Origin of the sequence: Mesorhizobium waimense, from assembly GCF_003601975.1 — a bacterium.
Lineage (GTDB): Bacteria > Pseudomonadota > Alphaproteobacteria > Rhizobiales > Rhizobiaceae > Mesorhizobium > Mesorhizobium waimense.
The window spans coordinates 1-17,438 of sequence record NZ_QZWZ01000016.1 but is presented as its reverse complement, the minus strand read 5'-3'; the positions used below and the strand labels follow the sequence as shown (position 1 = coordinate 17,438).

Genomic DNA, 17,438 nt, shown 5'->3' with positions numbered 1-17,438 from the left:
GAAGGCCGAAACGGAGGCGGTCGCGAGACCGGCAAGCACGACGAGGAACGAGGCGAGCTTCTTCAGCTGCATGGTCTTCTCCAAGAAACCTATTTCGCGAATTTGGCGGTGAGCGCACCGGCAACCGCCGCCGGCACGAAGGGGCGGATGTCGCCTCCCATCGAGGCTATCTGGCGGACAAGTGTGGCGGTAATGGTTCTGACCGAGGGGCTGGCCGGCAGAAAAACCGTCTGCAGTTCCGGCGCCATGGTCTCGTTCATCCCCGCCATCTGCATCTCGTAGTCGAGGTCGGTGCCGTCGCGCAGGCCGCGGATCATGATCGAGGCGCCCTCTCTCCTGGCCGCGTCGATGACCAGCCCGTCGAAGGCGACGATCCTGATGCGGGCGCCGTCGCTACCGAATTCCGCCTTGGTAGCAAGCTCGATCAGCTTCACCCGTTCCTCGAAGGAGAACAGCGGCTTTTTGCCGGGATGGATGCCGATCGCCGCATAGACGATGTCGGCGACGGCCAGCGAGGCCTTCAGCACATCGAGATGGCCGTTGGTCAGCGGGTCGAAGGAGCCAGCATAGAGGGCGATGCGTTCGGTCATGGCTGGTGCTTCTAGCGAGCCTCTCGGCCAAAGGCAAATCCGATCGAGATCACGTCCGTGAACCTTTTCGCAGACATGAACGACAGATGAATGCGTTGATCACGAAGGCTTCACGCAGCGTTCACTAGGTTCCCACTTCAGATGATGAAACCAAATCCCCATCTAACCGTTATTAGGCGCAGGAGAACACGCACATGCTGATCTACATGCTAGCCGCCGCAATGACCGTCGCCATGCTGATCGCCACTGTATTCGGGCTGCATCAGGAAGCTGGGCGCGTTCGCGCCAGGGCCAACACCAAGCGCTTGGAAGGTTTCGGACCCCGCAAGCCGTACCGGCATTTCTAAATTTCGCCTAAGAGTTTTCGACCGCGCCGGCCCATCGGGCCGGCGTCGCTGTTTCCAGGCCTATTCGGCGTTGTCCGGGCTGGCGTCGCCGCCTGCGGTATCCGCCTCGCCCTCGACGCTCTCTTCCTCGTCCGACTGCGGTTCCGAAATCCGCTCGACAGAGACAACCTTCTCGCCTTCGGCGGTGTTGAAGATGGTCACGCCCTTGGTGGCGCGGCTGGCGAAACGGATGCCCTCGATCGGCACGCGGATGACCGTGCCACCGTCCGAGACCAGCATGATCTGATCGTCATTGCCGACCGGGAAGGTCGCAACCAGCCGGCCGATCTCGGCCACTTTCGAGACGTCGGTGGCCCGGATGCCCTTGCCGCCGCGCCCGGTCAGGCGGAAATCATAAGACGATGAGCGCTTGCCGTAGCCATATTCGGTCACTGTCAGCACGTACTGCTCATGCGCCTTCAGGAATTCGTAGCGCTCGTCGGAAAGTTCCGTCTCCTCGCCGATCTCCTCATTGGTCAGCGCGATCTCTTCCTCTTCACCAGCGGCTATGCCGGCGGCGAGCCGCCGTTCGGCCGCCGCTCGCTTGAGATAGGCAGCGCGCTCAGCCGGCGGAGCATCGACATTCTCGATCACCGCCATGGAAATCACCCTGTCAGTCTCGGCCATGGCGATACCGCGCACGCCGACCGAGTTGCGGCTCTGGAAGACGCGCACGTCGCCGACCGAAAAGCGGATGCACTGACCGGAGCTTGCGGTCAAAAGCACGTCGTCATTGTCGGTGCAGGTCTCGACGCCGAGGATCTCGTCGCCTTCCTCCTCCAGCTTCATGGCGATCTTGCCGTTGCGGTTGACCTGGACGAAGTCGGACAGCTTGTTGCGGCGCACGGTGCCGCGCGTGGTGGCGAACATCACGTCGAGCTCGCCCCAACTCGTCTCGTCCTCCGGCAGCGGCATGATGGTGGTGATGCGCTCGCCCTGCTCCAGCGGCAGCATGTTGATAAGCGCCTTGCCGCGCGACTGCGGGTTGCCGATCGGCAGGCGCCACACCTTTTCCTTGTAGACGATGCCGCGTGAGGAGAAGAACAGCACCGGCGTATGCGTGTTGGCGACGAACAGCCGGGTGACGAAATCCTCTTCCTTGGTCGACATGCCGGAGCGGCCCTTGCCGCCGCGGCGCTGCGCCCGGTAGAGCGACAGCGGCACGCGCTTGATGTAGCCGGAATGGCTGACCGTGACGACCATGTCCTCACGCTGGATCAGGTCCTCGTCTTCCATGTCCGCCCCGCCCTCGGAGAGCTCGGTGCGGCGCGGCGTGCCGAACTCGTCGCGCACGGCGGCAAGCTCGTCCTTGACGATCTGCTGGACACGGGCACGCGACGACAGGATGTCGAGATAGTCGATGATTTCGGCGCCGATCGTGTTCAATTCTTCGGCGATCTCGTCGCGGCCGAGCGCGGTCAGGCGCTGCAGGCGCAGTTCGAGGATAGCGCGGGCCTGTTCCTCCGACAGATTGTAGGTGCCGTCCTCGTTAATCCGGTGGCGCGGATCGTCGATCAGCAGGATCAGCGATTCGACGTCGCCGGACGGCCAGCGCCGCTCCATCAACTGCTCGCGCGCCGTCTGAGGGTCCGGCGCGGTGCGGATCAGCTTTATGACTTCGTCGATGTTGGCGACGGCGATGGCGAGACCGACCAGCACATGGGCGCGATCGCGCGCCTTGCGCAGCAGGAATTTGGTGCGCCGTGTGATCACCTCCTCGCGGAAGGCCACAAAGGCCTTCAGCATATCGGTCAGCGTCAGCAGTTCCGGCTTACCGCCATTCAGCGCCACCATGTTGGCGCCGAACGAGGTCTGCAGCGGCGTGAAGCGATAAAGCTGGTTGAGGATGACGTCGGCGACGGCGTCACGCTTCAACTCGATGACGACGCGGTAGCCCTGCCGGTCGCTCTCGTCGCGGATGTCGGAAATGCCCTCGATGCGCTTGTCGCGTACCAGTTCGGCCATCTTCTCGATCATCGACGACTTGTTCACCTGGTAGGGAACCTCGGTGATGATGATCGACTCGCGGTCGTTGCCGCGCTGTTCGATGTTGACCTTGCCGCGCATGACGATGGAGCCGCGGCCGGTCGAATAGGCGCTGTAGATGCCGGAACGGCCGAGCACGATGCCGCCGGTGGGGAAATCCGGCCCGGGGATGATTTCCATCAGCGCCGGCAGGTCGATCGCCGGATTGTCGATGATCGCGATAGCGCCGTTACAGACTTCGCCGAGATTGTGCGGCGGGATGTTGGTGGCCATGCCGACGGCGATGCCGCCGGAGCCGTTGACCAAAAGATTGGGAAAGCGCGCCGGCAGCACCTTCGGCTCGCTGCCCGACGCATCGTAAGTGTCCTGGAAATCGACGGTTTCCTTGTCGATATCCTCCAGCAACTCGTGCGCAACCTTAGTCAGGCGCGATTCGGTGTAGCGCATCGCCGCCGGCGGATCGCCGTCGATCGAGCCGAAATTGCCCTGCCCGTCGATCAGCGGCACGCGCAGCGACCAGTCCTGCGCCATGCGCACCAAGGCGTCGTAGATCGAGGCGTCGCCATGCGGATGGTATTTACCCATCACGTCGGCGACCGGGCGGGCCGACTTCACATATTTGCGGTTCCAGTGATAGCCGCTCTCATGCGAGGCAAAGAGGATGCGGCGATGCACCGGCTTCAGGCCGTCGCGCACGTCGGGCAGCGCACGGCTGACGATCACGCTCATGGCGTAATCGAGATAGGAGCGCTGCATCTCCTCGATGATGGATATCGGCTCGATGCCGGTCGGGCCGCCGTCGGCGCCGCGCGGTGTCTTCTGGTCGGTCAAATCAGGTCACAATCCAGTCAGGAATCACTGGCTGCTTATATAGGAAGCGCGCCCGAAACTCCAATGTTGGCGACGGCTTTTCCAGAGACAATTTCGGCGGTAATTTCAAAAGGATACCGTCGATTGCGACGATATGGCCACGGCGCTTTTCGCCGCCGCCGGGCAACGTGGGCCAACGCTAGGCGATCTGCCGGTGGGCGCGATAGGCGCCGGGCGCCTGCCCCATTTCACGCCGGAAGCGTCGGTTGAAGGTCGACAGGTCGTTGAAGCCGACCTCGAAGGCGATGGTCGAGATCGCCTCGTGCGACGTTCGCAGCCGCACCGCGGCCCGGTGCAGCCGGGTTTTCAGCAGGAACTGGTAAGGCGTCATTCCGGCGACGTGCCGGAAGGTGCGCAGGAAATGGTAGGGACTGGTCGCGGTCTCGCCGGCAAGTTCGGCCAGCGACAGCGGCTTGTCGCCATCGAGCTCGATACGCCGCACCGCTTCTACAACGCGTTTCTGGTCGCGGCGGCTCGGCGCACGGCCGACATTCCCGGCACCCGTGGCAAAAGCCACCGCCGCTCCGGCAATGCGCAGGCCGAGCTCCTCGAATCCATCGCTGTCAGCCGCCTCGCGCGCGGCCTCCGCCTCCGCCAGCAGCGGCGCCAGCGCCCGCAATGGCGGCAGGCGCGGTGTACCAAAGCCCAGTCGCCTCGCGCCAGGCACCTCGGCGACGATGCCTTCCATATAGGCAGGGGCAAAATGGAAGGAGAGGCAGCGGTCGCCGGCGCCATGTTCGTGGCCGCATTCATAGCAGGCGCCGGGATTGCCGAGCAGGATTGCGCCTGGCGCCAGCATCGCCATGCCCTGGCGCGTGCGGTAGCGGAAGGTGCCTTGAGTCACGGCGGCGACACAAAAGGTCCGGTGCTCTTCCTCGAACGGGCTGTCGCCGGCGCCGGCCGTGCACACCACGTCGGACACATGCCAGCCCTGCCCCGATGCAAGGTTTTGCTCGCTCGTCGTCATCGTCGAAAGATAGCAATTTTTCCCAAGCGCAGAACCCTGCCATGCCCCTATTGGTCGCGGTCTCCTGACAAACGAGGCAGCAACCATGACCGATCCCTTTACCGAAGCCCTGCACAGCGACGGACCCAACCCCGACCTGGCTGAAAAGCTGGACCTTTACGGCCGTTTCGTCGGCGCCTGGACATTCGACGCCACGCGTCATCTCGAAGACGGCACGGTGCTTACCGGGCGCGGCGAGGTGCATTTTGGCTGGGTTCTGGAGGGCAAGGCAATCCAGGATGTGTGGATCCTGCCCGCACGCGATGCCGGCCCTTCACCGTTGCTCGGCACGTGGACGTTCTACGGCACGACATTGCGCGTCTACGATCCCGGCGTCGATGCCTGGCACATTTTCTGGAGCGACCCGCGCAACCAGTATTTCAGCCGCCAGCTCGGCCGCGCCGAGGGCGACACGATCGTCCAGCAAGGTGTCGACGCCCGTGGCTCCTCAGTGCGCTGGAGCTTTTTCCGGATCACCGAAAACTCGTTCCGCTGGCTGGGCGAGTGTTCACACGAAGGCAGCGAGGACTGGCGCATCGAGGTCGAGTTCCTGGCGCGCCGCGTGACTCCAGCCTGATCAACCAACCATTTGCAAACATGGAGAAAACGATGCTTGACCACGTCTCGATCGGCGTCCGCGACGCCAATGCCGCGAAAGATTTTTATGACGCAGCGCTGAAGCCGCTTGGCTACTCTTGCCTCAGCCACTCACCCGGCTCACTTGGCTATGGCGGTGAAACGGTGGCGCTATGGGTGAACGAAGCGCCGCGGCCGGTGACGGCGGAGGCGAAGTCCGGCCTGCATTTCTGCTTCGCCGCGCCAACGCGAGCCAGCGTCGATGCGTTCCATGCGGCCGCGCTCAGCGAAGGCGGCCGCGACAATGGCGCGCCCGGCCTGCGCTCCGACTATGGCGAAAACTACTATGCCGCCTTCATCATCGACCCAGATGGCTACCGCATCGAAGCCTATTGCGGCGCGCCCGGCTAGCCGGCTCAAATCCTCCTCCCGCGCTGTTTCCAGCGCCCCTGCTTTGCTCTACCAATTGAGGGGTTCGGGCGTCGCCCGGCGGGAGGCGTGAAAGATGCCGAGCTTCGACAGCCTGTTCAATGCCTTCGTCACCATCCTGGTGACCATCGACCCGCCCGGGCTGGCGCCGCTCTTCCTCGCCGTGACGCGCGGCATGAACCGCGAGGAGCGCCAGCAGGTCTCTGTCCGCGCCTCGACCATCGGCTTCCTGGTGATGGCGTTGTTCGCGGTCGCCGGCGCGTCGATCCTGTCGGTGTTCGGCATCACACTGCCGGCCTTCCGCGTTGCCGGCGGATTTCTGCTGTTCTTCATCGCCTTCGAGATGGTGTTCGAGCGGCGGCAGGACCGCAAGGAAAAGATCGGCGACGTCGCCATCACCAAGGACATGATCCACAACATCGCCGCCTTCCCGCTTGCGATCCCGCTGATCGCCGGCCCGGGCGCGATTTCGGCGACCGTGCTGCTGTCCGGCTCGTTCCAGGGGTTTGGCGCGCAGGCAGCCCTGGTCGGCATCATCTTCGTGTGCCTCGCCATCACCTATCTGGTGTTCGTACTCGCCGAGCGCATCGACCGCATTCTCGGCCAGACCGGGCGTTCAATCCTGACCCGGCTGCTCGGCGTCATCCTGGCGGCACTGGCGGTGCAGTTCGTTGCCGACGGCATCAAGGCGCTGATGGCGGGGTAAGATACTGTTTTTGTGTGATGAAACGGCCTCGCGCAGAGACGGGACCGTAGTCTTACTTCGCCGCCGTGTCGACGACTTCGAAGTCGTGAGTGACAGCCGCAGTCTTGGCCATCATCGCAGTCGCCGAGCAGTATTTTTCGATTGAGAGATCGATCGCCCGCTTCACCTTGTCGTGCGAGAGCGCGCGGCCCTTGACGATGAAATGCATGTGGATGCGGGTGAACACCCGCGGCTCGGTCTCGGCCCGATCGGCGTCGAGCTCGACGACGCAGTCCTCTACCGCCTCGCGGCCCTTTTCCAGGATATGGACCACGTCATAGGCCGAGCAGCCACCGGTGCCGATCAGCACCAGTTCCATCGGGCTCGGACCCGGTGTCCTGCCTTCCGGGCCGAAAGCGGTGCCCAGCACGACCTTATGGCCGCTGCCGGACTCGCCGACAAAGGTGCGTTCCTCGACCCACTTTACCCGTGCTTTCACTAGATTCTTCCCTGCAAGTCATCGCGCTGATTACTGGTCGAACACGACCGCGTGCATGATCCGGCCCGGTAGCAGCGTAAATACGCCGGCACCAATCAATGCGAAAACATAGAGCGCAATCATGACGCGGCGATGCTTTTCGACGCGATGGTTGTGCGCGTGCCAGACCGCCAACGGTACCGTGACCAGCAACAGGATCGACAGCAGATGTATCGGGCTGAAGCGGCCGAAGAGGCGGATCTGCTGGATCCAGAAACTCGAGATGGCGATGACCAGCATCAGCGCGGCCCAGACAAAGCCGACAACGCGATGACGCGTCGTGCCCTTGGGCAGCGCCAATTGAGTGGCGCCGGTCACCAAAGCGGCAAAGGCCGCAAAGGCATGCCAGGGAATTGGAGGGGGCGCGGCAAGCAGCGGTCCCAGCGACATGGCGCCCTCTCCTGCAGTCGATCGGCTCAGAACGGGATTTCGTCGTCCAGTTCGCGCGACGAACCACCGCCGCCACCGCCTTTAGCGCCACCGCCGCCGCGGCTAAAACCCTCGTTCGGACCGGACTGGCCGAAATCGGAACCGCGGCTGCTGTTGCCGCCGCCGGCATAGCTGCCGACCTGGCCGCCGCCCTCGCCGCGCGCGTCGAGCATCTGCAGCTCGCCACGGAATTTCTGCAGCACGATTTCGGTCGTGTAGCGGTCATTACCGGTCTGGTCCTGCCATTTGCGCGTCTGCAACTGGCCCTCGACATAGACCTTCATGCCCTTCTTCAGATACTGCTCGGCGACCTTGGCGATCTGGTCGTTGAAGATGACGACGTTGTGCCACTCGGTCTTTTCCTTGCGCTCGCCGGAATTCTTGTCGCGCCAGCTTTCCGAGGTGGCGATGCGGATGTTGACGACCGGCTCACCCGAGTTCAGGCGGCGGATTTCCGGGTCCGCCCCGAGATTGCCCACCAGAATGACCTTGTTGATGCTACCCGCCATCATACGTCTCCGCGCTCATCCGAAACAAATTTTTGTCGACCGCACCTTACAGGCTACGGACAATCCCCGCCTGCTGTGGCTGCCTTTTCCCACAAGGTTTTTTGTTCTCTTTTCGTTCTAGGCCCATCAACGACTGTTGTCAAGGAATGTCAGCAATGGGGCTCTTCTCCCCGGCATCATCTGCCGCGCCCGCCTTGCGGACAAGTGCCGCCGTCGCCATGCCGCCGCGCGATCGGCGCCACGTCGGTCCGCAGCACAAATGGTATCTATGCTAGGATCCAATGGGTCTCGGGATGGTGACCGAGGAGGCGAACACAAATGCAAGTGATTGCACGCATGGATCACCCGCGAGAGCAGTGGCGGGCGGGCGTGGAAACCCGGATGCTGGTTTCAGCCGGCAATGGTGCCAGCCAGCTCTGCCTATTTGAACAATGGGTCCAGCCCGGGGTCGGAGCTCCGACCCATTGGCACTCGGTCGAGGAGGTGCTTACCGTCCTCATCGGAACCGCCGAAATGTGGATCGACGACGACCGCATGACGCTGACGGCCGGACAGTCGCTTCTTGTTCCTGCCGAGAGGAAGCACGGCTTCCGAAACGTCGGCACCGAGACACTTCACGTCCATGCCGTGCTGGCGTCACCAATCTTCGAGGCAATTTTTGAGGGATCTGCCGAGCCGGTGAGACGCTGGCTTCCGGAGGCGCCATAAAACAACACTTGCCAAACCGATAAGTATCCACTTATGCTTTGACCATGATCGAAGCAGAGATTTTTCGCGCCCTTGCCGACCCGACGCGCCGCGCCGTCTACGAACGGCTCGCCGCCAGCGAGATGACGGTGTCGGAGCTGCGCACCGGCATGACCGTATCGCAGCCGGCGGTCTCCCAGCATCTGGCGGTGCTGCGCGGCGCCGGCCTGGTCACCGAGCGGCGGGCCGGCCGCAACGCCTATTATCGCGCCGATCCGCAAGGGCTCGACCCGCTGCTTGGCTGGATCGAACGCTACCGTGCGTTCTGGCCGGAGCGCATCGAAAGGCTGAAGGCCGTTTTGAAGGACATGGACCCATGACAAAGCATGCTAAAAGTGCTGCGGACTCGCTCGAATTCGAATGCGAGCTGGCGGAACCGCCGGAGAAAGTGTGGCGCGCGCTGACCGAGCCGAAGCTGCTGGCGGCCTGGATGATGCCCAACGACATCAAGCCTGAAATCGGCAGCCGTTTCGCTTTTGCCGGACCGGACGCGCCGATCGATTGCGAAATAATCGACGCCGAGCCCGGACGGCTGCTGCGCTATTCCTGGCGCGAGCGGCCGGAGCCGGACGATGCCAGCCAGGCGCTCGACAGCATTGTCACGTTCACCCTCGACCGCACAGTTTCGGGCGGCACGCATCTGCGTATTGTCCATGACGGGTTCGCCCGGGCAGCAACGCCTGTGCTCGCCATGGCAGGCGCCGGCTGCCGGCTGTCGCTCGATGCACCCCAATCCAAACTGCCTGTCGCCGCGAATGCGCCGCGCCTGCTGTTGTGCGCGGCCTGAGCAGCGAAATCGGAGAAAAAAGATGAGCGGCCTCGCCAATCTGGTGCCGATGGTGATCGAGCAATCGAGCCGCGGCGAACGCGCCTTCGATATTTTTTCGCGGCTACTGCGCGAGCGCATCGTCTTCATCAACGGGGAGATCAATGACGGCGTATCGGCCCTGGTCTGCGCCCAGCTTCTGTCACTGGAATCCGACAATCCCGACAAGGAGATTTCGCTCTATATCAACTCGCCGGGCGGCGTGGTGACCAGCGGCTTCGCCATCTACGACACGATGCAATACATCTCCTGCCCGGTGTCGACCGTCTGCATGGGTTTTGCCGCCTCGATGGCTTCGTTCCTGCTGATGGCCGGCACGCCGGGGCGGCGCATTGCCCTGCCCAACACCAGCATCGTGCTTCACCAGCCGCTGGGCGGCTTTCAGGGGCAGGCTTCCGACATCCAGCGCCACGCCGAAGGCATATTGCGCACCAAGCGGCGCATGACCGAGCTTTATGCGCATCATTGCGGGCGTACTTACGAAGAAGTCGAACGCACGCTCGACCGCGATTATTTCATGACCGCCGAGGAGGCGAAGGCCTGGGGGTCTCGTGGACCATGTCTTCGACACCCGCAAGAAGGCGGCTTGAGGAGACGCGAGCGGCGGACGCGCGGCATTTTGATCGCGCCGCTCTGGCCTCGCCAGCGGCGCGACACTATAGTCCGGGGATGACCGACATCCGCGTGTCCAGACTTGTTTGCACCGTCACTGCCGCCTTCGCTGGCGCCAGCATGCTGGCCGGAGCCGCCTTTGCCGACGACAGCTCGACCCAGAAAGGCGCCCTGCCCGGCGTGACCAGCGACTATCGCATCGCCAAGCCGGCCCCGCAGCCCGAACCGGACGATGCGCTGCCGGCCGGCAGCAACGGCCAGTTCAAGATCGGCGATACCGATGTCAGGATTTCCGGCAGCATCACGGTCGATGTCGGCGCCGGCGCGATCAAGCCATCCAACCGGTAGCTTTCGGTTTCTTGCCGCCATCGCCTCAAACGAGCAGCCCCGCCGCTGCTTCCGCAAACGGACGGGGCTTTTTATGGATCTAAAATCCAATGTGTCGGTAGTGTTATACCGACTTTGATTTCGGATGCTTCGCGGCATTCAGCCGACGATCCGACCAGTGGTCTCTGATTGTCAGGGGATCGGCAGGTCACGGTTTGTCGGGTCGGCGCTCACGCCCACCCTGGCACTTATGCCTGCCGCGGCTCCAGCGATACGTGGAGCCTCAAGGGACTGTCCGGTGGCGTCATGCTCCACTCCTCTGTCCGTTGCGACGATGTCGTCCGAAGCGCAAATCGCAAAAGCCTGCGGCGTCTCGCAAGCCGCCTAAGGCGGCGAGGCCATCGAAAGACGGCCGGCTCCGTTGACCCGTGGACACTGCGCCCCCGAGTCGGCAGCGTCAACCTTTGAATAGCCGGTTACGGAAAATGTGATCGCCCGGAGGTTACGTCCAGGTAAGGGTGGTAGGCCGGGAGCCTGGTCAACGGAGCGCCCGCTGTTCCGGCTTTTCACAGCGCTTTGTCAGGAGCGTGTTCGGTCTTTGTTCGTTCCGCTTGCCCCCTCGCGCGAAAGACGGTTAAACGCTTCTGTCGAGAATTGTGGCGTCTCTCGACGTGGCGGCAAAAATACCTACATAGGGGACGGTCGGGAAAACCCGCCGATCCCACGAATTCCAGACCTGAGGCGGCGACCGGCGATGGCCGACCATAAATACCTTTCCATTCGCGGGGCGCGCGAACACAATCTGAAGAACGTCGATCTCGACCTGCCGCGTGACAGCCTGATCGTCATGACCGGCCTGTCGGGGTCCGGCAAGTCTTCGCTCGCCTTCGACACCATCTATGCCGAGGGCCAGCGCCGCTATGTCGAGAGCCTGTCGGCCTATGCGCGGCAATTCCTCGAGATGATGCAGAAGCCTGATGTCGACCAGATTGACGGCCTGTCGCCTGCCATCTCCATCGAACAGAAGACCACGTCGAAGAACCCGCGCTCGACGGTTGGCACCGTCACCGAGATCTACGACTATATGCGGCTTCTGTTCGCGCGCGTCGGCATTCCCTATTCGCCGGCCACCGGCCTGCCGATCGAGAGCCAGACAGTCAGCCAGATGGTCGACCGTGTGCTGGCGGTCGAGGAGGGCACGCGCCTGTTTCTCCTGGCGCCGATCGTGCGCGGCCGCAAAGGCGAGTACCGCAAGGAACTGCTGGAGCTGCAGAAGAAGGGCTTTCAGCGCGTCAAGGTCGACGGCGTCTTCTACGAGATCGCCGACGTGCCGGCGCTGGACAAGAAGTACAAGCATGACATCGACGTCGTCGTCGACCGCATCGTGGTGCGCGGCGACCTCGCGACCCGGCTTGCCGATTCCATCGAGACGGCGCTGAAGCTCGCCGAAGGGCTGGCGGTGGCCGAGTTCGCCGACCGGCCGCTCGACGCCAGCCAGACGGGCGAGGACTCCGTCAACAAGTCGAAGAACGAGACGCATGAGCGCATCCTGTTCTCGGAAAAGTTCGCCTGCCCGGTTTCCGGCTTCACCATTCCGGAGATCGAGCCCAGGCTGTTCTCCTTCAACAACCCGTTCGGCGCCTGCCCGACCTGCGACGGCCTCGGCAGCCAGCGCGCCATCGACGCCAATCTGATCGTGCCGGATGAGAACGTCTCGCTACGCGACGGCGCCGTCAGCCCGTGGGCGAAGTCGACCTCGCCCTATTACGCGCAGACGCTGGAAGCGCTGGGCAAGGCCTATGGCTTCAAGCTCGGCGACAAGTTCAAGGACCTGACCGCGGAATCCCAGGAAGCGATCCTGCGCGGCACGGGCGAGCGCGAGATCACCTTCCAGTATGATGACGGGTTGCGCTCCTACAAGACGACCAAGACTTTTGAAGGCGTCATCCCCAATCTCGAGCGGCGCTGGAAGGAAACCGAATCCGCCTGGATGCGCGAGGAGATCGAGCGCTTCATGTCGGCAACGCCCTGCCCTGTCTGCAAAGGCTACCGGCTGAAGCCGGAAGCGCTGGCGGTGAAGATCGCGGGAAAACATATCGGCGAGGTGACCGAGCAATCGATCCGCAAGGCAGACCAGTGGTTCACCGAGCTGCCGGCGCAGCTCAACGACAAGCAGAACGAGATCGCGGTTCGGGTGCTCAAGGAAATCCGCGAGCGGCTGCGCTTCCTCAACGATGTCGGGCTCGACTATCTGACGCTGTCGCGCAATTCCGGCACGCTGTCGGGCGGCGAGAGTCAGCGCATCCGGCTTGCCTCGCAGATTGGCTCCGGCCTCACCGGCGTGCTTTATGTGCTGGATGAGCCGTCGATCGGCCTGCACCAGCGCGACAATGCGCGCCTGCTCGACACGCTGAAGCACCTGCGCGACATCGGCAACACGGTGATTGTCGTCGAGCATGACGAGGATGCCATCCTGCATGCCGACTATGTCGTCGACATCGGCCCGGCCGCCGGCATCCATGGCGGCGAGATCATCGCGCAGGGAACGCCGCAGCAGATCATGGCGACGCCCGCCTCGATCACCGGCAAATATCTGTCGGGCGAGCTCGAAGTGGCGACACCGGCGGTGCGGCGTGAAGCGAAGAAGAACCGGCGCCTCAAGGTCGTCGGCGCGCGCGGCAACAATCTGAAGAACGTGACGGCCGAGATCCCGCTCGGCACCTTCACCGCGGTCACGGGCGTGTCGGGCGGCGGCAAGTCGACCTTCCTGATCGAGACGCTGTTCAAGGCGGCCTCGCGCCGTATCATGGGCTCGCGCGAGCATCCGGCCGATCACGATCGCATCGAAGGTCTCGAATTCCTCGACAAGGTGATCGACATCGACCAGTCGCCGATTGGGCGGACGCCGCGCTCCAACCCGGCCACCTATACCGGCGCCTTCACGCCGATCCGCGACTGGTTCGCGGGGCTGCCGGAGGCCAAGGCGCGCGGCTACCAGCCGGGACGCTTCTCCTTCAACGTCAAGGGCGGCCGCTGCGAGGCCTGCCAGGGCGACGGCGTCATCAAGATCGAGATGCACTTCCTGCCCGACGTCTATGTCACCTGCGACGTCTGCCACGGCAAGCGCTACAACCGCGAGACGCTCGACGTGCTGTTCAAGGGCAAGTCGATCGCCGACGTTTTGGACATGACGGTCGAGGAAGGCGTCGACTTCTTCGCCGCCGTGCCCGGAGTGCGCGACAAGCTGGAGACGCTGAAGCAGGTCGGCCTCGGCTATATCCATATCGGCCAGCAGGCGACGACGCTGTCTGGCGGCGAGGCGCAGCGCATCAAGCTCGCCAAGGAACTGTCGCGCAAGGCGACCGGCAAGACGCTTTACATCCTCGACGAACCGACCACCGGCCTGCATTTCCACGACGTCGCCAAGCTGTTGGAAGTGCTGCACGAACTGGTCGACCAGGGCAACACGGTGGTGGTCATCGAGCACAATCTCGAAGTGATCAAGACGGCGGATTGGGTGCTCGACCTCGGCCCCGAGGGCGGCGACGGCGGCGGCGAGCTGGTCGCCTCCGGTACACCGGAAGCGGTCGTGCGCGAGAAGCGCAGCTATACCGGCCAGTTCCTCAAGGAGCTTCTGGAGCGGCGTCCGGGGAAGAGGGCTCAGGCGGCGGAATAGGCGGATAGCGCGGCGTCTGGAGAGTTTTTGAATGACAATCAGACAAGCGCTTGCCAGTGACCAGCAAACTGTCGTCTCGCTGACTGAAGCCGCCTATGCACCCTACACCGCCTTGTGGGGCGCGCCGCCGATCCCGGTCACCGAGGACTATCCGCCGCGGATCGAACGCGGCGAGGTCTGGTTGCTGGAGCGCGGCTCCGATCTGGCCGGGCTGATCGTTATCGAGCGGCATCCCGATCATGCGATGATCTTCAGCGTCGCGGTCGCGCCGGCCTTCCAGGGCAAGAAACTCGGCATCAGACTGCTCGATTTCGCCGACGAGCAGACGCGGCTATGGGGCTTGCCGGAGGTGCGGCTCTACACCAATTCGCGCATGGAGCGGAACATTGAGCTCTACGCGGCCTATGGTTTCCGAGAAACGGGTCGACGGCCCAATCCCTACCGGCCAGGATGGACCGTCGTCGACATGGCCAAGCCCGTCGATGGCGCCATGCCGGCCTGATTTTCGAGCATTGGGAGGAAGACGATGAGCAGCCAAGGAAAAATCCGCGCCGGCATGGGCGGCTGGACCTTCGAGCCGTGGGACACGTCCTTCTATCCGGACAAGCTGTCCAAGGCGAAGCAGTTGCAATACGCCAGCCGCCAGGTTCCCACCATCGAGGTCAACGGCACTTATTACTCCAGCTTCAAGGAGCCGACCTTCGTCAAATGGGCCAGCGAGTCGCCGAACGGTTTCGTCTATTCGCTGAAGGGCAACCGTTTCGTCACCAACCGGCGCGTGCTCGGCGAGGCCGGCGAATCGATGACGCGTTTCCTCGGTTCCGGGATAGCGGCACTCGGCGACAAATTGGGGCCGATCCTGTGGCAGTTCGCGCCGACCAAGAAATTCGACCCGGACGATTTCGAAGCCTTCTTGAGGCTCTTGCCTGAAAAGCAGGATGGGGTGGCCCTGCGCCATGCCGTCGAGGTACGGCACGACAGTTTTGTCGTGCCGGAGTTCGCCGCACTGGCGCGCAAATACAAGGTGGCGATCGTCTATGCCGACCATGCCAAATATCCGGCGATTGCCGACGTCACCGGCGATTTCATCTATGCGCGGCTGCAGACCGGCAGCGACGACAATCCGGACTGCTACACATCAAAAGGCCTCGACGAATGGGCGGCGCGGGTAAAGACCTGGGCGGAAGGCAAGGCGCCTGCCGATCTGCCACGCGCCGACCCTTCGACCGAGGCGCCGGTCAACCCGCGCGACGTGTTCGCCTACTTCATCACCGAAGGCAAAGTGCGCGCGCCCTTTGGCGCCATGGCGCTGATGAAGCGGGTGACGGAATAAAGCGGCCAGCCTTCACTGCGTCCAGCAGCCCTGTCGGAACCTGCAGGGCATCTAGATCGTTTGCCTTCGCGGGCACCGGGCGGGCGCCCGCGGACGTGAATAGAGGCGAGGAAGATGGCTATCATCCTCATCGGTGCGTTGCTTACTGTCGCCGGGGTTGTGTACATGGCGGGCGCAACCCTCAGGCGGGGGCGGCTTAGCGGTCCGGCGCCTGCAGCTTCGGATCGGCCGATGCCACATCTCGCAACCCCGAGCCCAACGCTTGAACCAAGCCGGCGCGGGCTCGGCTTCCTCGGCCTTTCACAGAATTGGCCGGGACTGCTGATGGTGGGGGTCGGCCTTATTCTGCTTTTGTCGGTGGCGATCCTCTAACCCAGTGGAATCTCGACATCTTCACCGATATCGTAACCTTATCGATACCTCCTTGCTGCATGAATCCAACCGGGCGCTGAGCTGCACCAGCGCGGGCAAGGACGAGGCATGGCGCTCGACTACAACTCACTGCTGCTCGCGGTCGGCTTTTCCGCCGCCTGCCTGAGCCTGACGTTGTTTGGCATCTGGCTCACCGCGCGTTCGGAGAAATTCCTGCTGACCTGGGCGGTCAGCGTGCTGCTCGTCGTCGGCGACGTCTTCGCCTACAAGGCCTATATCGACAAGCCCGGGCCGATGCTCGGCGTCGCCACGCTCGCCCTGCTGCTGCTCGGCTTCTCGACCATGCTGGGTGCGGCCCACCAGTTCACGACAGGCCGCTCGCCGCTGCCGCATATCGCTCTTGGCGCCGGCATCTCGCTTGCCGCGGCCCTGCCACCAATGGCGCTGGGTTACGACGGGCTGGGCTTCATGCTGGAAAATTCCTTTGCCGCCCTGCTGCTGTTCGCTACCGCACTCGAATACTGGAAGGGGCGCAGCGAATCCCCCGTCCCGATCATCGGCGTCGCCGCGCTCTATTCGATCACCGCCGTATCCTTCCTGCTATGCGCCACGGTTCTGGCGCGGGACGGCAAGCTCGTGCTCGGCCATGCGCCGAGGAATTGGGCCGAGGATCTCAGCCTGGTCATCGTCATCGCCTGCATGACCGGCATAGGCGCGCTGTCGCTGGCGCTCAACCAGGGACGCCTGGCGCAGCATCACCGCCGCAATGCACTGACCGATCCGCTGACCGGCCTGCTCAACCGACGTGCCCTTTTCGACCTGCATGGCGATGCACCGGTCGGCGCCTTCACGGCCGTGGTGGTGTTCGACCTCGACGGCTTCAAGGCCATCAACGACGAGTTCGGCCATGCCACCGGTGATCAGGTGCTGAAAGTGTTCGCCGAGGAGCTTACCGCCAATCTGCTGCCGACCGATGCCGCTGCGCGCATGGGCGGCGAGGAATTCGCGCTGGTCATGAAGCGCACCTTGCCCGAAAAGGCGGAATTTGCCGCCGAACGCATCCGTGCGTCCTTCGCAGCGCGGCGGATCGAGACCGAAACGCGCCCGCTGTCATGCACGGTCAGCGCGGGCTATGCCTTCGGCAGCAAGGACGGCATGAGTTTCGACAAGGTGCTCAGCGCCGCCGACAAGGCGCTCTATGCCGCCAAGCACGGCGGCCGCAACCGTGTGCTGGCCTCGACATTCCGGCGCGCAGGCTAAGGTATAATGCTGATATTCAGGTGATGTCGGCCTGCGAATGGAGGTTACCTGCGCTTCCGGTGCTCATATGTGGACGCCCCCGTGCTTGCAAGGATGGCTGAGGTAGTTTGATCGGATCGCTTGCGCTCATATGTCCGGCCTTTTGCGCGCGAATTTGTGAGCGCTGGCCAAGATGGGCTGCACGGATAGCGAGTTCCAAACACGGACACGACATTTGCTGCCGGTGAGCACCTCGGAATGCCTCGCTGGTCCCGGTTCGACCGGTCACACCATCTTCTCCT

18 protein-coding genes and 1 pseudogene are annotated in these 17,438 nt (G+C 63.4%); 13 read left to right on the top strand and 6 right to left on the bottom strand.

Features of this window, described 5'->3' with window-relative positions; genetic code table 11:
• Positions 1-89: 89 nt before the first annotated feature.
• Positions 90-590, bottom strand: coding sequence for a pantetheine-phosphate adenylyltransferase (gene coaD, locus D3227_RS20410; RefSeq protein WP_120016119.1), 501 nt, complete (start codon positions 588-590; stop codon positions 90-92).
• A 194-nt stretch (positions 591-784) separates the two neighbouring features.
• On the opposite strand from coaD, the gene D3227_RS20405 reads away from it, so the two are divergent.
• Entirely contained in the window at positions 785-937 is a 153-nt protein-coding gene (locus tag D3227_RS20405) for a hypothetical protein (protein ID WP_120016118.1), read from the top strand.
• Positions 938-997: 60 nt separating this feature from the next.
• On the opposite strand, the gene gyrA is transcribed toward D3227_RS20405, so the two are convergent.
• Positions 998-3,793, bottom strand: a complete 2,796-nt coding sequence (gene gyrA / locus D3227_RS20400) for a DNA gyrase subunit A (protein WP_120016117.1) — start codon at positions 3,791-3,793, stop codon at positions 998-1,000.
• A 178-nt stretch (positions 3,794-3,971) separates the two neighbouring features.
• A complete protein-coding gene (locus D3227_RS20395; protein WP_120016116.1) occupies positions 3,972-4,799 on the bottom strand; it encodes a helix-turn-helix transcriptional regulator in 828 nt (275 codons plus the stop codon).
• A gap of 85 nt (positions 4,800-4,884) precedes the next feature.
• On the opposite strand from D3227_RS20395, the gene D3227_RS20390 reads away from it, so the two are divergent.
• The 3 genes from D3227_RS20390 to D3227_RS20380 all read left to right on the top strand — a co-directional run bounded on the left by D3227_RS20390 (position 4,885) and on the right by D3227_RS20380 (position 6,549).
• Positions 4,885-5,415 (top strand): hypothetical protein, encoded by a 531-nt coding sequence (locus D3227_RS20390; protein ID WP_120016115.1) that lies wholly within the window; start codon positions 4,885-4,887, stop codon positions 5,413-5,415.
• 32 nt (positions 5,416-5,447) lie between these two features.
• The gene (locus D3227_RS20385) at positions 5,448-5,825 is read left to right on the top strand and encodes a VOC family protein (RefSeq protein WP_120016257.1); all 378 of its coding nucleotides are present in this window, start codon (positions 5,448-5,450) and stop codon (positions 5,823-5,825) included.
• Between the two features lie 94 nt (positions 5,826-5,919).
• Positions 5,920-6,549, top strand: a complete 630-nt coding sequence (locus D3227_RS20380; protein ID WP_120016114.1) for a MarC family protein — start codon at positions 5,920-5,922, stop codon at positions 6,547-6,549.
• A gap of 52 nt (positions 6,550-6,601) precedes the next feature.
• Here the strand turns inward: D3227_RS20380 and D3227_RS20375 are convergent, their stop codons facing one another.
• Genes D3227_RS20375 through ssb form a run of 3 tightly spaced genes read right to left on the bottom strand, consistent with a single transcriptional unit; the run spans position 6,602 to position 8,004 of the window.
• Positions 6,602-7,027 (bottom strand): OsmC family protein, encoded by a 426-nt coding sequence (locus tag D3227_RS20375; protein ID WP_120016113.1) that lies wholly within the window; start codon positions 7,025-7,027, stop codon positions 6,602-6,604.
• Positions 7,028-7,057: 30 nt separating this feature from the next.
• Positions 7,058-7,456, bottom strand: a complete 399-nt coding sequence (locus tag D3227_RS20370; RefSeq protein WP_120016112.1) for a DUF2306 domain-containing protein — start codon at positions 7,454-7,456, stop codon at positions 7,058-7,060.
• Positions 7,457-7,482: 26 nt separating this feature from the next.
• Positions 7,483-8,004, bottom strand: a complete 522-nt coding sequence (ssb, locus tag D3227_RS20365) for a single-stranded DNA-binding protein (RefSeq protein WP_120016256.1) — start codon at positions 8,002-8,004, stop codon at positions 7,483-7,485.
• 318 nt (positions 8,005-8,322) lie between these two features.
• Between ssb and D3227_RS20360 the strand changes: the two genes are divergently transcribed.
• From D3227_RS20360 to D3227_RS20315, 9 genes and pseudogenes are all read left to right on the top strand, one after another.
• On the top strand, positions 8,323-8,712 hold the full coding sequence (locus D3227_RS20360) for a cupin domain-containing protein (protein ID WP_245451815.1): 390 nt from the start codon (positions 8,323-8,325) through the stop codon (positions 8,710-8,712).
• Between the two features lie 44 nt (positions 8,713-8,756).
• A complete protein-coding gene (locus tag D3227_RS20355) occupies positions 8,757-9,071 on the top strand; it encodes an ArsR/SmtB family transcription factor (protein ID WP_006202047.1) in 315 nt (104 codons plus the stop codon).
• Positions 9,068-9,538: an SRPBCC family protein gene (locus tag D3227_RS20350; protein WP_120016111.1), complete on the top strand. Its 471-nt coding sequence runs from the start codon at positions 9,068-9,070 to the stop codon at positions 9,536-9,538. Before D3227_RS20355 ends, D3227_RS20350 begins: the two co-directional genes overlap by 4 nt.
• Before the next feature lie 22 nt (positions 9,539-9,560).
• Positions 9,561-10,167 (top strand): annotated as a pseudogene (locus D3227_RS20345) (ATP-dependent Clp protease proteolytic subunit).
• Positions 10,168-10,246: 79 nt separating this feature from the next.
• Entirely contained in the window at positions 10,247-10,537 is a 291-nt protein-coding gene (locus D3227_RS20340; protein WP_120016110.1) for a hypothetical protein, read from the top strand.
• A gap of 733 nt (positions 10,538-11,270) precedes the next feature.
• The gene (gene uvrA / locus D3227_RS20335; protein WP_120016109.1) at positions 11,271-14,192 is read left to right on the top strand and encodes an excinuclease ABC subunit UvrA; all 2,922 of its coding nucleotides are present in this window, start codon (positions 11,271-11,273) and stop codon (positions 14,190-14,192) included.
• A 31-nt stretch (positions 14,193-14,223) separates the two neighbouring features.
• A complete protein-coding gene (locus tag D3227_RS20330) occupies positions 14,224-14,694 on the top strand; it encodes a GNAT family N-acetyltransferase (protein ID WP_120016108.1) in 471 nt (156 codons plus the stop codon).
• A gap of 24 nt (positions 14,695-14,718) precedes the next feature.
• Positions 14,719-15,525 carry a DUF72 domain-containing protein gene (locus D3227_RS20325; RefSeq protein WP_120016107.1) on the top strand — a complete coding sequence of 269 codons (807 nt, stop codon included), beginning with the start codon at positions 14,719-14,721 and terminating at the stop codon, positions 15,523-15,525.
• Positions 15,526-16,005: 480 nt separating this feature from the next.
• Positions 16,006-17,157 carry a GGDEF domain-containing protein gene (locus D3227_RS20315; protein WP_120016105.1) on the top strand — a complete coding sequence of 384 codons (1,152 nt, stop codon included), beginning with the start codon at positions 16,006-16,008 and terminating at the stop codon, positions 17,155-17,157.
• The last annotated feature ends 281 nt before the right edge of the window (positions 17,158-17,438 follow it).